Origin of the sequence: Streptococcus mitis, from assembly GCF_023109235.1 — a bacterium.
GTDB lineage: Bacteria > Bacillota > Bacilli > Lactobacillales > Streptococcaceae > Streptococcus > Streptococcus mitis_DA.
In genome coordinates, this window is record NZ_JALDUC010000009.1 from 78,963 (window position 1) to 95,999 (window position 17,037).

Annotated in this window: 13 protein-coding genes, 1 tRNA gene, 1 other RNA gene and 3 pseudogenes; 1 reads left to right on the top strand and 17 read right to left on the bottom strand. The window is 39.6% G+C overall.

Annotated elements, in window-relative coordinates; translation table 11 throughout:
* Positions 1-93 precede the first annotated feature (93 nt).
* Positions 94-972, top strand: a complete 879-nt coding sequence (locus tag M1F55_RS06815) for an Rpn family recombination-promoting nuclease/putative transposase (protein ID WP_247947550.1) — start codon at positions 94-96, stop codon at positions 970-972.
* Positions 973-1,109: 137 nt separating this feature from the next.
* Here M1F55_RS06815 and M1F55_RS06825 read toward each other — a convergent pair.
* From M1F55_RS06825 to M1F55_RS06905, 17 genes and pseudogenes are all read right to left on the bottom strand, one after another.
* Positions 1,110-1,436 (bottom strand): annotated as a pseudogene (locus M1F55_RS06825) (transposase family protein); the annotation flags it as partial.
* A gap of 266 nt (positions 1,437-1,702) precedes the next feature.
* Entirely contained in the window at positions 1,703-5,137 is a 3,435-nt protein-coding gene (locus tag M1F55_RS06830; protein WP_247947551.1) for an SIALI-17 repeat-containing surface protein, read from the bottom strand.
* A gap of 210 nt (positions 5,138-5,347) precedes the next feature.
* A pseudogene (locus tag M1F55_RS06835) lies at positions 5,348-6,118 on the bottom strand (PspC family transcriptional regulator); the annotation flags it as partial.
* Between the two features lie 82 nt (positions 6,119-6,200).
* A complete protein-coding gene (locus M1F55_RS09065; RefSeq protein ID WP_345772938.1) occupies positions 6,201-7,085 on the bottom strand; it encodes a hypothetical protein in 885 nt (294 codons plus the stop codon).
* 378 nt (positions 7,086-7,463) lie between these two features.
* A pseudogene (locus tag M1F55_RS06845) lies at positions 7,464-7,844 on the bottom strand (Rpn family recombination-promoting nuclease/putative transposase); the annotation flags it as partial.
* Between the two features lie 22 nt (positions 7,845-7,866).
* Entirely contained in the window at positions 7,867-8,814 is a 948-nt protein-coding gene (locus M1F55_RS06850; protein WP_247947552.1) for an Rpn family recombination-promoting nuclease/putative transposase, read from the bottom strand.
* A gap of 224 nt (positions 8,815-9,038) precedes the next feature.
* On the bottom strand, positions 9,039-10,007 hold the full coding sequence (locus M1F55_RS06855) for a ribose-phosphate diphosphokinase (protein WP_000010158.1): 969 nt from the start codon (positions 10,005-10,007) through the stop codon (positions 9,039-9,041).
* 145 nt (positions 10,008-10,152) lie between these two features.
* Positions 10,153-10,968: a PrsW family intramembrane metalloprotease gene (locus M1F55_RS06860; RefSeq protein WP_247947553.1), complete on the bottom strand. Its 816-nt coding sequence runs from the start codon at positions 10,966-10,968 to the stop codon at positions 10,153-10,155.
* Positions 10,969-10,992: 24 nt separating this feature from the next.
* A complete protein-coding gene (locus M1F55_RS06865) occupies positions 10,993-11,490 on the bottom strand; it encodes a beta-class carbonic anhydrase (RefSeq protein ID WP_004240973.1) in 498 nt (165 codons plus the stop codon).
* 72 nt (positions 11,491-11,562) lie between these two features.
* Complete coding sequence (gene radA / locus M1F55_RS06870; protein ID WP_080976026.1) at positions 11,563-12,924, bottom strand: DNA repair protein RadA; 1,362 nt, start codon at positions 12,922-12,924, stop codon at positions 11,563-11,565.
* A gap of 13 nt (positions 12,925-12,937) precedes the next feature.
* Positions 12,938-13,453, bottom strand: a complete 516-nt coding sequence (locus M1F55_RS06875) for a histidine phosphatase family protein (protein WP_247947555.1) — start codon at positions 13,451-13,453, stop codon at positions 12,938-12,940.
* Between the two features lies 1 nt (position 13,454).
* Entirely contained in the window at positions 13,455-13,898 is a 444-nt protein-coding gene (locus tag M1F55_RS06880; protein WP_247947554.1) for a dUTP diphosphatase, read from the bottom strand.
* A gap of 56 nt (positions 13,899-13,954) precedes the next feature.
* An RNA gene (ffs, locus tag M1F55_RS06885) (signal recognition particle sRNA small type) lies at positions 13,955-14,052 on the bottom strand.
* A 32-nt stretch (positions 14,053-14,084) separates the two neighbouring features.
* A complete protein-coding gene (gene tadA, locus M1F55_RS06890) occupies positions 14,085-14,552 on the bottom strand; it encodes a tRNA adenosine(34) deaminase TadA (protein ID WP_001110112.1) in 468 nt (155 codons plus the stop codon).
* Between the two features lie 199 nt (positions 14,553-14,751).
* The gene (locus M1F55_RS06895) at positions 14,752-16,038 is read right to left on the bottom strand and encodes an adenylosuccinate synthase (protein ID WP_247947556.1); all 1,287 of its coding nucleotides are present in this window, start codon (positions 16,036-16,038) and stop codon (positions 14,752-14,754) included.
* Between the two features lie 233 nt (positions 16,039-16,271).
* Positions 16,272-16,505, bottom strand: coding sequence for a sigma(X)-activator ComW (gene comW, locus M1F55_RS06900; RefSeq protein ID WP_000941923.1), 234 nt, complete (start codon positions 16,503-16,505; stop codon positions 16,272-16,274).
* A gap of 380 nt (positions 16,506-16,885) precedes the next feature.
* A tRNA-Asn gene (locus M1F55_RS06905) sits at positions 16,886-16,959 on the bottom strand.
* Positions 16,960-17,037: the final 78 nt, after the last annotated feature.

The window sequence follows — 17,037 nt, forward strand, 5'->3', positions numbered from 1 at the left end:
GTATTTTTCATCCTTTTTCCGAATAAATAGATAGAGCCAGAGAATCTAATAAACCTAGATTTAAAAATGTGCTATAATGAAAGGAGAGAAAGTATGACAGTACGTCATCCGGGCATCAGCCCAACCAATGACTTAGTTGCTAAGAAAATCTTTAGCAATCCAGAAATCACTTGTCAATTTATTCGTGATATGCTGGATTTACCAGCCAAAAATGTGACTATTTTAGAGGGAAGTAACATTCACGTCTTGCCTTCCATGCCTTATTCAGCGCAAGATTTCTATACCAGTATAGACGTCTTAGCGGAGTTGGACAATGGCACCCAAGTTATCATTGAGATTCAGGTGCATCATCAGAATTTTTTCATCAATCGCCTGTGGGCTTACTTGTGCAGTCAGGTCAATCAAAATCTAGAAAAAATTCGCCAGCAAGAAGGAAATACTCACCAGAGCTACAAACACATCGCACCCGTTTATGCTATCGCAATTGTGGACAGCAATTATTTCTCAGATGATTTGGCTTTTCATAGTTTTAGTATGCGCGAGGATACGACAGGTGAGGTTTTAACACTTGCAAACAATGGACAGGAAAACCATCTAGTCAAGATGGCATTCTTGGAACTAAAAAAATACAGAGAAACCAGCAAAGATAAGGTTCGCAAACCGTGGTTGGAGTTTTTCGGGAATAAACCCTTTACTCAACAACCCGAGCGAGCCATCAGCCAGGCAGATCAACTGCTGGACTATAAGAGCTGGTCTGAGGAGGACAGGAAAATGTTTAGTCAACTACGTATGAGAGAAGAACAAGCCTTGTTAGCACAGGACTATTCCTTGGAACAAGCTGAAGAAAAAGGACTGAAAAAAGGATTAGTAAATCTCGTTCGCCAGCATCTTTTAACCGCTGAGGTTGCCAGCCAGCAATTAGGCATGACGGTCGCTGAGTTTGAAGAACTATTGAAAGACCATTGTAAATAAGATTAAAAAAAATACAGAGAAACCAGCAAAGACGAGGTTCGTAAACCATGGTTGGAGTTTTTCGGGAACAAACCCTTTACCCAGCAACCTGAGCGAGCCATCAGTCAAGCAGACCAACTGCTAGACTACAAGAGCTTCTTTGGGTTTACGACACGAGAAATTTGATGATTTTTCTTTACTAGAGGAGTCTCAGCGACCATCATTTTCAAGCACTGATAGCACTTGAAACGACGCTTTTTAAGTAGATTTCTAGTAGACATACCAGTCGTTTCAAGGTAAGGAATCTTAGACGGTTTTTGAAAGTCATATTTCTTCATTTGGATTCCACAGTTAGGGCAAAGTGGAGCCTCATAATCCAGTTTAGCAATGATTTCTTTGTGGGAATCCCTATTGATGATATCTATAATTTGGATATTAGGGTCTTTAATGTCTAGTAATTTTGTGATAAAATGTAATTGTTCCATATGAATTTTTCTAATGAGTTGTTTGGTCGCTTTTCATTATGGATCTTATGGAACTTTTTTTCTACAACAAAATAGGCTCCATAATATCCATGGGGATTTACCCACTACAAATATTATAGAGACTAAGTTTATAGAACAACATAAAAGTGAACAAAACTGAAACATCGTTTTGTTCACTTTTTTCTTCTTTTCAACAGAACTCTCACTATAGTCCACATCACAAAAAGAGAAGGTCATAAATCCTTCTCTTTTATATCTTCAACTAATTAGTTTTTGCGTTTCACAAATGGAAGGGCACCAAGGAGTAATCCAAGGAATCCTAATGATGCAACTGCAACATTATCTTTACCACCAGTGTTAGGAAGTTCTTTCTTATCTTCTACTTTCGCAGCTGGAGCTTGATATGTATTATCTTTATTAGTACCTGCTACAGTTGTAGTAACCGCAGGAGTTGCTGGGGTTTCAGCTGGAGCTGGTGTTGGAGCTTCAGTTGCTGGAGTAGCTGGCGTTGGAGCTTGTTGAGCTTGTGATTCATTTGGAACAGGATTTCCAGGAGTTGGTGTTAGTCTTGAATCTGAATTTGGAGTAGAATAGTGATTAGTTACTTTTTTGTAATAGTTAGTAATAATACCATCTTTTTCTTCAGATTTCACAAAAGTATAACCTGCAATTGATTTACCTTTGAAATGACCTTCTTCAGCATTCAAAATATCAGCGTTAGTAACAATATCAACATAGCGTGTGACTTTTAAGTCTTCTGTATCATTACTTCCAGATAGAACCTCAGCTTTATTATTAATTAAAGTATTTAAGGCATCTTCTAAATCAGCTAGACGATCTTTTAATCCATCTTTATAATAATCTTCAACACCTTCATTTTCTTCGCTGTCTTTGATTTGCTCTTTTACTTTAGAGATTTCGTCTAAGATTTTTTTGATTTCAGGGTTATTAACACCAAACTCTGGAACTTCATTAACAGCAGCTTCAACAGCGTTAACTCCGCCTTTGAATGCTGGAAGTTCTGGTTGTACAAGTGCATCTCCGTTTGAAGCTTCTGGTTTAGTTGGTTTTGGAGCTTCTCCTTCAGGTTTTGCAGGAGTTGGAGGTGTTGTATCATTCACTCCACCGTTGAATTCAGGAACTTCGTTAACAGCAGCGTCAGCATCGTTAACACCACCAGTGAACTCAGGAAGTTCAGGTTGCACAAGAGCATCTCCGTTAGAAGTTTCAGGTTTAGATGGTTTTGGAGCTTCTCCCTCTGGTTTATTAGGTTCAGTTGAAGGTGTTGTATCATTTACTCCGCCGTTGAATTCTGGATTATTAGGTTGGGTAGGAGCATTGTCATCATTTACACCACCATTGAATTCTGGAGCATTAGGAACCGTTGGAACCTCATCCGCTTCCTTAGCAGGCTCAGTAGTTGCTTCATCATCATTTACTCCACCTGCGAAGTCTTTTGGTGCTTCACCTTTAGGAACTTCTTTTAAGTTTTCGATATAACCTAAAGTTGCATTGTAATCGTCAGTTAGTTCATCGATTGCATCTTTGTAAGCTTTCACTACTTCGTTAACTTCGTCGAATTTAGCTTGAGCTTCATCAGCAGTAGTTTTAGCAGAAGCAACAGCAGCTTCTAATCTAGTTACAGCATCTTGTAATCCATCTTGGATAGATTGTTCAGCATTGTTTTTCTTAGCTGTTGCAAGAGCAACTTTAGCTTTTTCTAAAGTTTCGTTTTGTTTATCTAATGCAGCATTTTTTTCTTCTACTGCTTTAGCTTTTTCAGTAGCATCAGCTTTATCTTTGTCAGCTACCTTAGTTAATTTTTCGATTTTTTCAGCTATATCATCAGCGATATCTTGAAGTTTTTTAACGATTGGTTTAGAAGCTTCTTTGTTGTAAGCAGCGTCTAATTTTTCTTTATCAGCAGTAGGAAGTTCAGCAAGAGGTTTTCCTTCTTGTTTTGTAGCGCCAATTTCGTCTGCTAGTGGATCTTGATTTTTGTTAGCTTCAGCAGTCTCATTTTGATCTTTTAATTCTTTAAGAACATCTCCTGCAGTTAAGTCGCCTTTTTCAACTGCAGCTAAAATATCTTCTTTACCTAATGCTTTTTTAGCTTCTTCTTTATTTGTAATCTTAGCATCAGCATCGATATCTTTTTCTAATTGATCTAATGCATCTTTAAGAGCAGTTCTAGTTTCAGCTTCTTCTTTTTTAAGTTCTTCAACTTTTGCTTTTGCTTTTTCAGCTTCTGCTTTAGCTGTAGCTAATTCAGTTTCTGCTTCAGTTTTAGCTTTGTCTGCTTCTTCTTTTTTAGTTTGTGCAGCTTTTACATCAGCAGCTTCTTTTTCTGCTTTAGCTGTAGCTTCATCTGCTTTTGTTTTAGCTTCGTCTGCTTTTTTCTGCAATTCAGCAACTTTAGCATCGGCTTCTGCTTTAGCTTCAGCAGCTTTTTCAGCTTCTGTTTTTTCTGCTGGTTTAGCTGGTTCTTCTTCTACTGGTTTAGCTGGCTCGTTGGCCTCTTTTTCTTTAGCAGCTTTTACTTCATCAAGAGCTTTGTTGTACTCATCAGTAAGTTTGTTTAGCTCATCAGCAACAGCTTGAGTATCTGAAGCAGCTTGATCAAATGCATTTTGTGCAGCATCACGCTCTTTTTCAATCGCAGTTACAGCTTTTTCTAGTGGTGCTGTAATATCTTCACCAAATCCATTATCTTTAGCAGATTTAAGAGCTTCTTTAGCTTCTTTTAATGTATCTTCTTGTTTTTTAAGAGTTTCAGCTTTTTTATCTTCTTCAGCTTTTAATGCATCCGCTTCTTCTTTAAGCGTATCAACTTTTTCACCTAAGTCATCAGCTTTGTCTTGTAATTTTTCAGATGCAGGACGAGCAGCATCTGCTTTTTCAGCTTTGTCGATTCCAGCCTTAATGTCTGCTGGTAATTCAGCTTCTGATTTAGCTTCAGCTGGAGTTGCTTGAGCATTAGCTTGAGATGTTTTATCGTCGTTTTCTAATTCTTTAAGAATATCCCCAGCTTTTAAATCACCAGATTCAACAGCCTTCAACAATTCCTCTTTTGCTTTTTTGTCAAGTAATTCGTTATCATCAGGTAATTGTTTTAAAGCCTCAGTTAGAGCTTCTTTAGAATCTGCTTCTTCTTTTTTAGCGTCTTCTTCTTTCTTCGCTTCTTCTTTAGCTTTAGCGTCAGCTTCAGTAGCTTTTTCTTTAGCTTTAGCTAATTCTTCGTCAGCTGCAGTTTTAGCTTTTTCAGCTTCAGTTTTTGCAACTTTAGCATCATCAGCTTCTTTTTTCTCAGTTTCTAGTTTAGTGTTAGCTTCGTTAGCTGCTGCAGTCGTTGTATCTACTTTAGCTTGAGCTTCAGTAACCTTTCCTTCAGCTTTTTTAGCGTCAGCTTCAGCTTGTTTAATCTCTGGACTTGTAACTTCTGATTTAGAAGTGTCAGTAGCTCCAGTTTCTGCTGGCTGAGTAGCCGCTGGTTGCTCTGTTGTCTCAGAATTTCCAGCAGGGTTAGTTGTGCTATTTGAATTAGTTGCTGATGTATCAGTTGTGCCAGCTGGTTGAGCTGAAGCAGTAGTTGCATTGGAAGAATCATCAGCTTTCACGACTGATGGTTGAGATGCTGCAAATGCTGCTCCCAATACAGCCACACTAGCCAAGCTAGTTAAAATCATTTTCTTTTTATCCATTTGTGAAACCCCTTTTTTAGAATTATATTTGGGTTTATTATAACTCTTTCTAAAAATATAATCAAGTGATAGGTTATTTTATCTTTACATTTATATAATTATGTTGATTTTCAAACAAACCTCCCATAACAGAAAAAGAAAGCCTATTTTATAAGCTTTCTTTTTGTTTTCTTTTCATTATTTACATTTTCTATGGTAAATTTTACACTTTTAAACCCACTCACCGTTGGCATTTACTGTGTAACCATTGATTGTAGTGCTGACAGCAAGAGCTCCTGAACTATAAGCATAGTACCATTTGCCATCCACTTGGAACCAACCAGTCTTCATAGCGCCTGAGCCATCTAGATAATACCATGTACCACTTTGGTTCAACCAGCCAGTTTTCATAGCACCTGAATTATTGAGATAATACCACTTACCATCTACAAATTTCCAACCTGTCTGCATGGCACCTGAACCATCAAGATAATACCAGGTACCATTTTCTTTTATCCATCTAGTACTCATTTTACCTAAACTGTCGAGATGGTACCAACTACCATTTATAAGTTTCCAGCCAGTTTGCATGGCACCTAAATCGTTTAAATAATACCAATTACCATCAACTTGTTTCCAACCAGTTCTCATCACACCAGTTTCATCCAAGTAATACCATGAACCATCTTTAATCCAACCTGTCTTCATTCCATCTTCTTTAGAGAAATAATACCAGTTACCGTCAATTTTCTTCCATCCAACTGATCGGTTCCCTTCATTATCAATAAAGAATTTTTTACCATCAATCACAGCAATATTGGGTGTCAGAATACCATCTTTTAGATAGTAAGTTTTTTCTTCTGTTTTGATAAATCTAGTTTTCTTCTTACCATTTTCAACGAAGTAATAAGTTTTATCAGCAACTTTTACCAATCCCAACTGTTTGAAGCCATCCGTTTCAAGGTAGTAGGTCTTACAATCATTTTTTTGCCATCCAGTCATATAAACAAAACTCACCCCACTACCATTGTTAAATCAAAAAAAACAGGAGATTTCTCTCCTGTTATGATTCAATTATTTAAAATTAAACCCATTCACCGTTTCCGTTTACAGTGTAACCATCTACAGTAGTGTTTACTGACAATGCACCTGAACCGTCAACGTGGTACCATTTGTCTTTTACTTGGAACCATTGGCTAGCTTTCATAGCACCTGATGCTTCAAGGAAGTACCATTTACCACCGTCAAGCAACCAACCTGTTTGCATTTCACCTGAACCGTTTAGGTAGTACCAAGTGTTACCATCTTTAACCCACCATTTTTGCATTACGCCTTCAGCGTTAAAGAAGTACCATTTACCATCAATTTGTTTCCAGCTAGTAGCTTTTGTTCCTTTTTCATCAAGAACATAGCTCCATTGACCTTTAGCATCTTTAACCCATCCTGTAGAAGCTTGGTTAGCTTTAGTACCTTGGTTAGCTTGGTCTTCATTGATGCGAGTATTGTTTGGTTTATTATCTTCTACTCCATTAGCAAAGTATTTACCTGCATCTTTTGCACTTTTACGATATTGTTCTTGCAATTTTGCAGCATAGCGACTTTTCACTGTGTTGTAGATATCTTCAAATTTTTGGTTTGATTTTGCTGCGGCAATGTTTGCTTCTAATGCTGCTTTCTTGTCTGAAAAATCATGACCATAATATCCTGAGTCCAAGAATGCTTTCAATGCTTCTTCTGCTGCTTTAACTGTTTGACCACCTTGTTGAGCAAATTGACGTTCTGCTTCAACACGGATTTCACCATCATGCGCTGCTACTTGACGGTTAGCTTCTTCAGCAATATCACGTTCAGAAATATATTTCTTTTGAAGCAATTGGTTAGTTGAAGCTGGGTTTTCACCATTTGCAAAAACAGGTGCAACTGTAAATACAGCAAGTGCTGCTGCGCTTGTCAATAAAACTTTTTTCATCGTTTTATCTCCTTTATTTTTCATTATATTATTTTTCGTAAGACTATCTTACTACCATACAGTATATAAATATTTGCAGGATTTGTCAAGAGTTTTCTTATGTTTTTTTAAACTTTTTACCTATTTCTTCGAAAAAAGGAGAAGAAAACTAACTCACGAAAAAATTCCCCCTGAAATACTCTAGTCTCCAAGTTGACATTTCGCAAATACTCATCCCTCAGATGATATCTTTTATATCTAAACCATATAGATGGTTAGACAAAACTTACTTCTCTGGTATTATCTTACAAACCCTTGTAAAAGTCAAGTAAAAACGGCAAGTATTTGGATAACACTTGCCATTTCATCAACTTCCTACTATTAGATGAAAGATCGAACTCACAGTAAAGCCTCAAACTCAGCAACGGTCATGCCTAATTGCTGGCTAGCTACCTCAGAGGTCAGAAGACCTTGACGGACTAGATTTGCTAACATCAAGAAACTACCTTCAGCTTTCCCACGTTCCAGCCCCTCTGCTCGACCACGTTCCAAGCCTTTTTCTTCAGCTTGTTCCAAGGCATAGTCCTGTGCTAACAAGGCTTGTTCTTCTCGCATACGTAGTTGGCTAAACATTTTCCTGTCCTCCTCGGACCAGCTCTTGTAGTCCAGCAGTTGATCTGCTTGGCTGATGGCTCGCTCGGGTTGTTGGGTAAAGGGTTTATTCCCAAAAAACTCCAACCACGGCTTGCGAACCTCGTCTTTGCTGGTTTCTCTGTATTTTTAGGTCTTATTTACTATGGTCTTACAAGAGTGCTTCAAATTCAGCTACTGACATACCCAGCTGCTGGCTGGCAACCTCAGATGTCAAAAGACCTTGGTGGACCATATCCAGGAAGGCAAAAAGTTTCCCACGTTCAAGTCCACGCTCCAGTCCCTGTTCAATACCACGCTCTAAACCTTGTTCAAGACCCTCAGCTCGACCACGTTCTAAGCCCTTTTCTTCAGCTTGTTCCAAGGCATAGTCCTGCGCTAACAAGGCTTGTTCTTCGCGCATACGTAGTTGACTAAACATTTTCCTGTCCTCCTCGGACCAGCTCTTGTAGTCCAGCAGTTGATCTGCCTGGCTGATAGCTCGCTCGGGTTGTTGGGTAAAGGGTTTGTTCCCGAAAAACTCCAACCACGGCTTGCGAACCTCGTCTTTGCTGGTTTCTCTGTATTTTTTTAATTCCAAGAACGCCATCTTGACTAGATGGTTTTCTTGTCCGTTATTAGTGATGGTTAAGGCTTCACCTGTCGTGTCTTCGCGCATACTAAAACTGTGAAATGCTAAATCATCTTGGAAGTAATTACTATCCACAATTGCGATAGCATATACCGGTGCGATGTGTTTGTAACTCTGGTGAGTATTTCCTTCTTGCTGGCGAATTTTTTCTAGGTTTTGATTGACCTGACTGCACAAATAAGCCCACAGGCGATTGATGAAAAAATTCTGATGATGGACTTGTATTTCGATAATAACCTGGGTGCCGTTGTCTAACTCCGCTAAAACGTCTATACTGGTATAGAAATCCTGCGCCGAGTACGGCAGGGAAGGCAAGACATGAATATTGCTTCCCTCCAAAATGGTCACATTTTTTGCTGGCAAGTCCAGCATATCACGGATAAATTGACAAGTGATTTCTGGATTGCTAAAGATTTTCTTAGCAACCAAATCATTGGTAGGGCTGATGCCCGGATGTCTTAAAATCATCCTTTTCCTCCTTTTATTATACCATAGTCTTATACTCAATGAAAATCAAAGAGCAAACTAGGAAACTAGCCGCAGGCTGTACTTGAGTACGGCAAGGCGACGTTGACGTGGTTTGAATTTGATTTTCGAAGAGTATTAAATCTAGTTTTACTAGATTCACTGACTCTATCTATTTATTCGGAAAAGAAATGAAAAAAACCTGAGAATCATCTCAGGCTTGGTCATTAAATCTTTTTCTCAATACTGAAAAGTGGAGAAAGTGGGCGTTTTTCATGGATACGTACAATAGCATCCCCTAGGAGATGAGCGATTGAAATCTGCTCAATCTTATCAATCAAACGCTCTTCTGGCAGGTAGATAGTATCCAAAACAACCAATTTCTTAATAGCTGATTTTTGGATATTGTCCATAGCAGGACCAGAAAGAACTGGGTGTGTACAGCTCGCATAGACTTCAACAGCACCAGCTTCTGCAAGGGCATCCGCAGCGTGACAAATCGTTCCAGCCGTATCAATCATATCATCAATCAAGATACAAGTCTTGCCTTCGACCTTACCGATGATATTCATGACTTCACTGGTATTCATCTTATCAACACTACGACGTTTGTCAATGATAGCGATAGATGTTTTCAAAAATTCTGCCAACTTACGGGCACGAGTCACCCCTCCATGGTCTGGGCTGACAACCACATAGTCAGAACCAACCATGCCACGACGCTCAAAATAATCCGCAATCAGAGGAGCTCCCATCAAGTGATCCACAGGAATATCAAAGAATCCTTGAATCTGCGCAGCATGCAAGTCGATGGTCAATAAACGATCCACTCCAGCTACTTCAAGCATATTTGCGACAAGTTTTGAAGTGATTGGCTCACGCGCTCTCGCCTTTCTATCCTGACGTGCATACCCATAGTAAGGCATGACAACATTGACAGATTCTGCACTCGCACGCTTCAAAGCATCTACCATAATCAAAATTTCAAGCAGATTGTCATTTACAGGCGAACTAGTTGATTGTAGGATAAAGACGTGTTTTCCACGGATTGATTCTTCGATGTTGACCTGAATCTCTCCATCTGAAAATTGGCGAACACTTGATTTCCCCAACTCTATCCCAATCTCCTGCGCCACACGTTCTGCCAATTCTTTATTTGAAGAAAGGGCAAACAGCTTTAAATCAGAAAAAGACATGATTTCCTCCGGTATATATGTATCGCTTGTGCTTTTCACAAGATTTTTCCATCTACCATTGTAGCGTTTTTTGCACTATTTTTCAATCAAAAATAAAAGAAGGGCAGCATATTTGTACCCTTGCATCATTCTTTTAAAAAATATTCTAGTTCATCAGCTCATCATGCTTCTCAACAAAGCGATAAGCCTGATAAAAACCATAAAGAGTAATAGCCGTAACCAATGGAATCGCTAAAGGTAACTCTGTCTCCAACTCAACAAAAGGAGAGTTAAACAAGAAGTGAGTTCCCAAGGCCAAACCTAGGAAAAGAAGCCCCTGTTTCTTGCCATCCTTCTGCCCTTTATAGGCTCTGTAAAGCAAGTAAACACCTACTACAGCTAGACCTGAAAAAGTCCAGTGAGAGGCAATTCCTGAGATGATACGCTCTAAAATTCTCGAAATAGTAAAGTCAAAACCCTCTGGCAAATCCGTACGAATGTAACCAATATCCTCAATCATTTGGAATCCCAAACCAGAAGCAATCCCCAGTAAAAACAAAGATTTTAATTTTCGCACAGGAATCAAAGCTAAAACAAAGATAAGAGGCAACAATTTCAAGGGTTCTTCTACCAAAGGAGCCACAATCGCACTTTCAAAGGCATTTAAAAATGTACTATCTGGGAAAAGAACGCCCAGCAAATCATGGATATAGGTATTCGCAAAGCTAGACAACCAGCCTGAAAGGAACATTCCTCCCAATAAAGACAAGATCAAGGAGTTCTTTGGCAATTCCCATTTTTTCCCAATACGGAAAAGGAAATAAAGAGCCGGAATCATGTAAAAGAGAGCTAGAAAGATAGAAACTCCCATCAGTCCATATTCCGCACCTGACATCGAACCGTCCGTATAGTAGATGGTTTCATACTGTAAACCAATACATAGCAATAAAATAAAAATAAATAAAATGCTGTTTTTCTTCATACACTTTCTTTCTAAATGAATTTTTTACAATTCTACGACTGTCATACTTCCTGTATCCACATCGTAAATAGCACCAGAGATAATGACATCATCTGGTATTAGGGGCGAATCGATAAGGAGTTGCATGTCCTCACGTACACTCTCCTCTATATCTTGGAAGGGCAAAAAGTCCTGATCTGACACATCGACACCTAGTTCCTCTTTTAAATACTCCTGAAAAGGTCCATTTTCAAAGGTCTGAGCACCACAGTCTGTATGGTGTAACACCACAATCTCTCTTGTCCCCATTTGTTGCTGGGAAATAACTAGCGAACGAATCATGTCCTCAGTCACTCGACCACCTGCATTCCGCAAGATATGAGCATCCCCAAGTGCCAATCCCAAAGCTTGCGCAACGTGCAGACGAGAGTCCATACAGGTCACAATAGCCACTCTTGTTTTGGGTTTAAGTGGCAGATTTAACTGCCCATGTAGGGCAACATAAGCCTGATTGGCTTGCATAAACTGTTCAAAATACGACACGATTCCCTCCTCGAAAATTTGATAGTCAAATATTTCTCCTATCTTATCATTTTTAAGAGGATTTGTCACGGATTATGCAAAGACCTTTTTCAAAACTTCCTGAATCGTTGTCACCCCAATGACCTGAATTTCCTTAGGCGGAGTGATTCCTGTCAAGGAATTATTAGGTACATAGATTTTTGTAAATCCAAGTTTAGCAGCTTCATTAATGCGCTGCTCGATACGATTGACACGGCGAATCTCTCCCGTCAAGCCCAGTTCTCCAACAAAACATTCCTGAGGATTAGTTGGCTTGTCTTTATAACTCGAAGCAATGGCAACTGCAACCGCTAAGTCAATGGCAGGTTCATCCAATTTGACACCGCCAGCAGATTTAAGATAAGCATCTTGATTTTGCAAGAGAAGCCCTGCCCGCTTTTCCAAAACAGCCATAATCAAGCTAGCACGGTTAAAATCAAGCCCTGTCGTCGTACGCTTGGCATTTCCAAACATAGTCGGTGTAACCAAAGCCTGAACCTCCGCCAAAATCGGACGCGTCCCTTCCATGGTCACAACGATTGACGAACCAGTCGCCCCATCCAAACGCTCCTCTAGAAAAACTTGACTCGGATTGAGAACCTCAACCAAGCCACCTGACTGCATCTCAAAAATCCCAATCTCATTAGTAGAACCAAAACGGTTTTTGACCGCTCTCAAAATACGAAAGGTATGGTGACGCTCCCCTTCAAAATAAAGCACCGTATCCACCATATGCTCTAGCATACGAGGACCAGCCAAGGTTCCTTCCTTGGTCACATGACCTACGATAAAGATGGCAATATTATTAGTCTTAGCCAGTTGCATAAGTTCTGCTGTCACCTCACGCACTTGAGAAACAGACCCTTGCACCCCTGAAATCTCAGGAGACATAATTGTCTGAATAGAGTCGATGATGAGAAAATCAGGCTGGATACGTTCCACTTCTGCTCGTACGCTCTGCATATTGGTCTCTGCATAAAGATAAAACTCACTATCGATATCACCCAAGCGCTCTGCCCGTAGTTTAATCTGCTGGGCAGACTCCTCCCCACTAACGTAGAGAACAGTCCCCACTTGAGACAGCTGGGTTGAGACTTGTAGGAGAAGGGTAGATTTCCCAATCCCAGGATCCCCACCGATGAGGACGAGACTTCCTGGTACCACTCCTCCCCCAAGTACACGGTTGAATTCCTCCATCTCCGTCTTGGTTCGATTGACGTTGATTGAAGTCACCTCAGCCAGTTTCATGGGCTTGGTTTTCTCACCTGTCAAGGACACACGCGCATTCTTGACCTCGGCAACCTCAACCTCTTCTACAAAAGAAGACCAAGACCCACAGTTGGGGCAACGTCCCAGATATTTAGGGGAATTATACCCACAATTTTGACATACAAATGTCGCTTTTTTCTTTGCGATGATAAACCTCTTTCTATATCTCTAACTCACACTCAATCACTTGGCAAAAATCAATCTTCTCATTTGGCACAAACTGGCGCATAAGCATATTGTGAGTTACCACTATCACGGTCTGATAAACTCGATACTTAGCCATACATTCTATAAACCGCGATTTCATTTCCGTAGCCGTCTCATATTGAATAGGACTATTAGGAAGCAACTCCCCCTTGTTTTCTAAAAACAGGCTTCTAGCTGTTTCATAGTTTTCTATTCCTGTTTCATAGACCTGCCATTCATGTAATAAAGGCTCCACTCTTAAAGGAAGACCCGTAGTACGAACAACATAAGAAGCCGTTTCTAAAGCTCTTGTGACTGCAGAAGATACGATTATTTCAGCTGAAGGAAGCAAGGGATTTTTGCTCAGTTTCTGGGCTTGTTGCCGTCCCTTCTCAGACAAGGGTGCCAAATCTATCCCAAATCCCGTATAAGAATGTTCCTCTAACTCACAATAATCTGGCTCCCCATGACGTACAAAGATAATCTTCATTTTAGTGCCCTGTCGATCCAAATCCACCAGTTCGAATGCCATCAGCCGCATCTCCATCTGCGATTAAGAAAGGAGCAAAGACAGCCTGAACCACACGTTCCCCAACTTCAAGAACAACCTCTTGATCTGTTATATTCTTCATCTGCGCAAAAATATGTCCTTCATTCCCAGGATTTCCATAATAATCCCCATCAATAACCCCAACTGAATTAATTAAAACCAAGCCCTTCTTACGAGGATTTGAAGAACGATCATAGAGGTAGAGTACCTCAGTCGGCTGCATATAAGCCTTAACCCCTGTCGGAACCAAGACAATCTCTCCTGGAGCGATAACTGTGCGCACAGCAACCTTTAAGTCGTAACCAGCCGCATGCGCTGTCTCACGTTTGGGCAATAAATTTTCATCTGTAAAACTAGAAACCAATTCAAAACCACGAATTTTCATCATTTTCTCTTTTCTATTATCATTTATTCTAGATTATTCTATCTTATTTATTCGGAAAAAGCACGAAAAAAAGAGCACACAATTCAAATCGCTTAGGGCTGCTGGATTCCTCCCCTGACCCGCTTCACGCAGAACTGTTGCTCCACTATTTATTATATCACATTCCTGTTCATTTTAAAAGCAAAATTATTTTTTCCGTCTATTTCTAAAAAAATCCTGCATAATAGCTGCGCATTCATCTTCCAAAATTCCTGTTTCAACCTCCACACGATGATTGAGACGCTCATCTGTCAAGATATCGTACAAACTCCCAGCAGCGCCAAATTTCTGGTTTTTAGCCCCATAGACCACGTTTGGAATACGGGCGAGTCCAATCGCCCCACTACACATGACACAAGGCTCAATGGTCACAAAAAGCGTGCAATCCAGCAAGCGCCAGCTCTCCTCACTCAGGTTCGCATTCTCTATGGCCATAATCTCCGCATGCATAACCGCTCGTTGCAGTTCCTCACGCGCATTATGCCCGCGACCAATGATTTCTCCGTCCTTGACAATCACACAACCAATTGGAATTTCATCGTGTTCAAGAGCAATCTCAGCCTCTCTCAAAGCCTCCCTCATAAAGACTTCTTTTTCTTCAACTGTATAATTCATCAATTTCCCTTTTCCTACTTATCGATTTTATTATTATATCATGATTTCCAAGACAAAAAAAGCCACCAAATGCGGTGACTTTATAGGGAGATTATTATGAAAAAGAAAAGTTTAGGATATTTGTTACAACAAGTTAGGAGGTCTTCTTGTAACTGTCTATAGTATATCCGAACTATCTTAAACAAATCTTAAAAATCTCTTAGGACCAAACACTTTCTAAAATATTTGTTTGTTCACGACCAGGACCTACTGAGAAAGTAGAAATACGAACGCCAACCAATTCACTCACACGACGAACATAGTTACGCGCATTCTCAGGAAGATCTTCCAAATTACGAACTCCGGTAATATCTTCTGACCAACCTGGCAACTCTTCATAGATAGGCTTGCAACGTTTCAATTGCTCAAGACTAGCTGGATAGTAATCAATACGTTGGCCATCAAGATCATAGGCCACACAGATTTTCACTGTATCTAAACCACTCAAAACATCGATAGAGTTCAATGAAAGGTTAGTAATACCAGAAACGCGACGGCTATGGCGCATCACAACTGAATCAAACCATCCCACACGACGTGGACGACCAGTTGTTGTACCATATTCATGACCGACTTCACGGATACGTTCTCCCACTTCATCAAACAACTCAGTTGGGAAAGGACCGTCTCCAACACGACTCGTATAGGCTTTACATACACCAACAACCTTGTCAATCTTACTCGGACCAACACCAGAACCAATCGTAACACCACCAGCTACAGGGTTTGATGACGTAACAAATGGATACGTACCTTGGTCGATATCTAGCATAACACCTTGTGCACCTTCAAAAAGCACACGTTTACCGTTATCAAGCGCATCATTCAAAATAACAGATGTATCTGTCACATATTTCTTGATTTGTTGACCATATTCGTAATATTCTTCAAAAATATCATCGAAAGAAATCGCTTTATTGTCATACAATTTTTCAAAAAGACGATTCTTTTCAGCAAGGTTACGTTCTAAGCGCTCACGGAAAATATCTTTATCTAAAAGATCGGCGATACGAATCCCAACACGAGCAGCCTTGTCCATATAAGCTGGACCAATTCCCTTAATTGTAGTACCAATCTTATTGTCGCCCTTAGCTTCTTCTTGCAAGCGATCCAACTCGATATGATAAGGCAAAATAACATGCGCACGATCAGAAATACGCAAGTTATCAGTTGTAACACCTTCCTCATGAAGATAGCTCAACTCTTTCACAAGAGATTTAGGATTTACAACCATACCATTCCCAATAACAGAGATTTTTTCAGGGAAGAAAATCCCAGATGGAATCAAGTGCAATTTAAACTTCTTGCCATCAATCACAATCGTGTGACCTGCATTATCACCACCTTGGTAACGCGCAATCACTTCTGCATTCGCTGAAAGGAAGTCTGTAATCTTCCCTTTACCTTCATCACCCCATTGGGTACCTACAACAACAACTGAAGTCATAATCTTGTCTGAGCCCTCAGGCTCTTCCTTTCTCACATACATGGCAGGACTCTCACCTGCAATTATATCTTACAATTTATTATAAGAAAAAATCGCCTTTTTATCAAGAAGAAACAATAGAAAGATTTGCTATTTCCAACTATTAAAAAATGTTTTAGAAAAAATTCCGGCTATTTATCATTATTTTTCCACAAAAAGTAAAAGTTGTTCGGAAATTAACTCATACTGTCTCATCAAGCAACAAAACCCTGTTTCATTATCAATTTTTCAAGATACAAACGATAAGCAACACGATAATGGTAAACAATAAAATCCCGATGACTCACAATACGATATCGGACAAGATAATAAATCAAAAACTTAAAATGAACATGTTCCCAATCAAAATTATCACCCAAGAACATACCATACTCTTCTTCAATATTTCTATAAAAATCCATCATCTGATCATAAATACTTTGTAGCATAAATATATACTCCTTTTCTTTTTATGACCTTATTCTAACAAAAAATTATAAACAGTTATTATAAAATCCTGAATTGCTCAAATACCAACCTCAAAAAGATAACAAATAGGAAAAGTTGACAGAATAGGAACAAATATACTACCTAAATTTCAAAAACTAAGATAATGGAAGCGGAAGGATGCGAACCCCTCGAAGGATCATATTTACAGTCCGCAACGTTTAGCCTCTTCGCTACCCTCAATTAAAGTACTAAAAAGATCTCCTTGATCGAAAACGGAGGGCTCTGAAACTTTACTCAGCAAAAATATCTAACACCAAATAACACTAAATAGATTATTAATTATAAAAAAAAGAGGCCTAAACCTCTTTTTTCTTAACTACTCCGCCAGTAGGACTCGAACCTACGACATCATGATTAACAGTCATGCGCTACTACCAACTGAGCTATGGCGGATTAGAGCTAAGCGACTTCCATATCTCACAGGGGGCAACCCCCAACTACTTCCGGCGTTCTAGGGCTTAACTTCTGTGT

What these genes read in the sequence shown, in the direction of transcription:
- tadA (WP_001110112.1), bottom strand. Translation starts at nt 14,552, where the DNA reads ATGAATTATACAGTTGAAGAAAAAGAAGTCTTTATGAGGGAGGCTTTG.
- M1F55_RS06855 (WP_000010158.1), bottom strand. Translation starts at nt 10,007, where the DNA reads ATGTCTTTTTCTGATTTAAAGCTGTTTGCCCTTTCTTCAAATAAAGAA.
- M1F55_RS06895 (WP_247947556.1), bottom strand. Translation starts at nt 16,038, where the DNA reads ATGACTTCAGTTGTTGTTGTAGGTACCCAATGGGGTGATGAAGGTAAA.
- M1F55_RS06860 (WP_247947553.1), bottom strand. Translation starts at nt 10,968, where the DNA reads ATGAAGAAAAACAGCATTTTATTTATTTTTATTTTATTGCTATGTATT.
- M1F55_RS06875 (WP_247947555.1), bottom strand. Translation starts at nt 13,453, where the DNA reads ATGAAGATTATCTTTGTACGTCATGGGGAGCCAGATTATTGTGAGTTA.
- M1F55_RS06815 (WP_247947550.1), top strand. Translation starts at nt 94, where the DNA reads ATGACAGTACGTCATCCGGGCATCAGCCCAACCAATGACTTAGTTGCT.
- M1F55_RS06880 (WP_247947554.1), bottom strand. Translation starts at nt 13,898, where the DNA reads ATGAAAATTCGTGGTTTTGAATTGGTTTCTAGTTTTACAGATGAAAAT.
- M1F55_RS06850 (WP_247947552.1), bottom strand. Translation starts at nt 8,814, where the DNA reads ATGATTTTAAGACATCCGGGCATCAGCCCTACCAATGATTTGGTTGCT.
- M1F55_RS09065 (WP_345772938.1), bottom strand. Translation starts at nt 7,085, where the DNA reads ATGAAAAAAGTTTTATTGACAAGCGCAGCAGCACTTGCTGTATTTACA.
- comW (WP_000941923.1), bottom strand. Translation starts at nt 16,505, where the DNA reads ATGCTACAAAGTATTTATGATCAGATGATGGATTTTTATAGAAATATT.
- M1F55_RS06830 (WP_247947551.1), bottom strand. Translation starts at nt 5,137, where the DNA reads ATGGATAAAAAGAAAATGATTTTAACTAGCTTGGCTAGTGTGGCTGTA.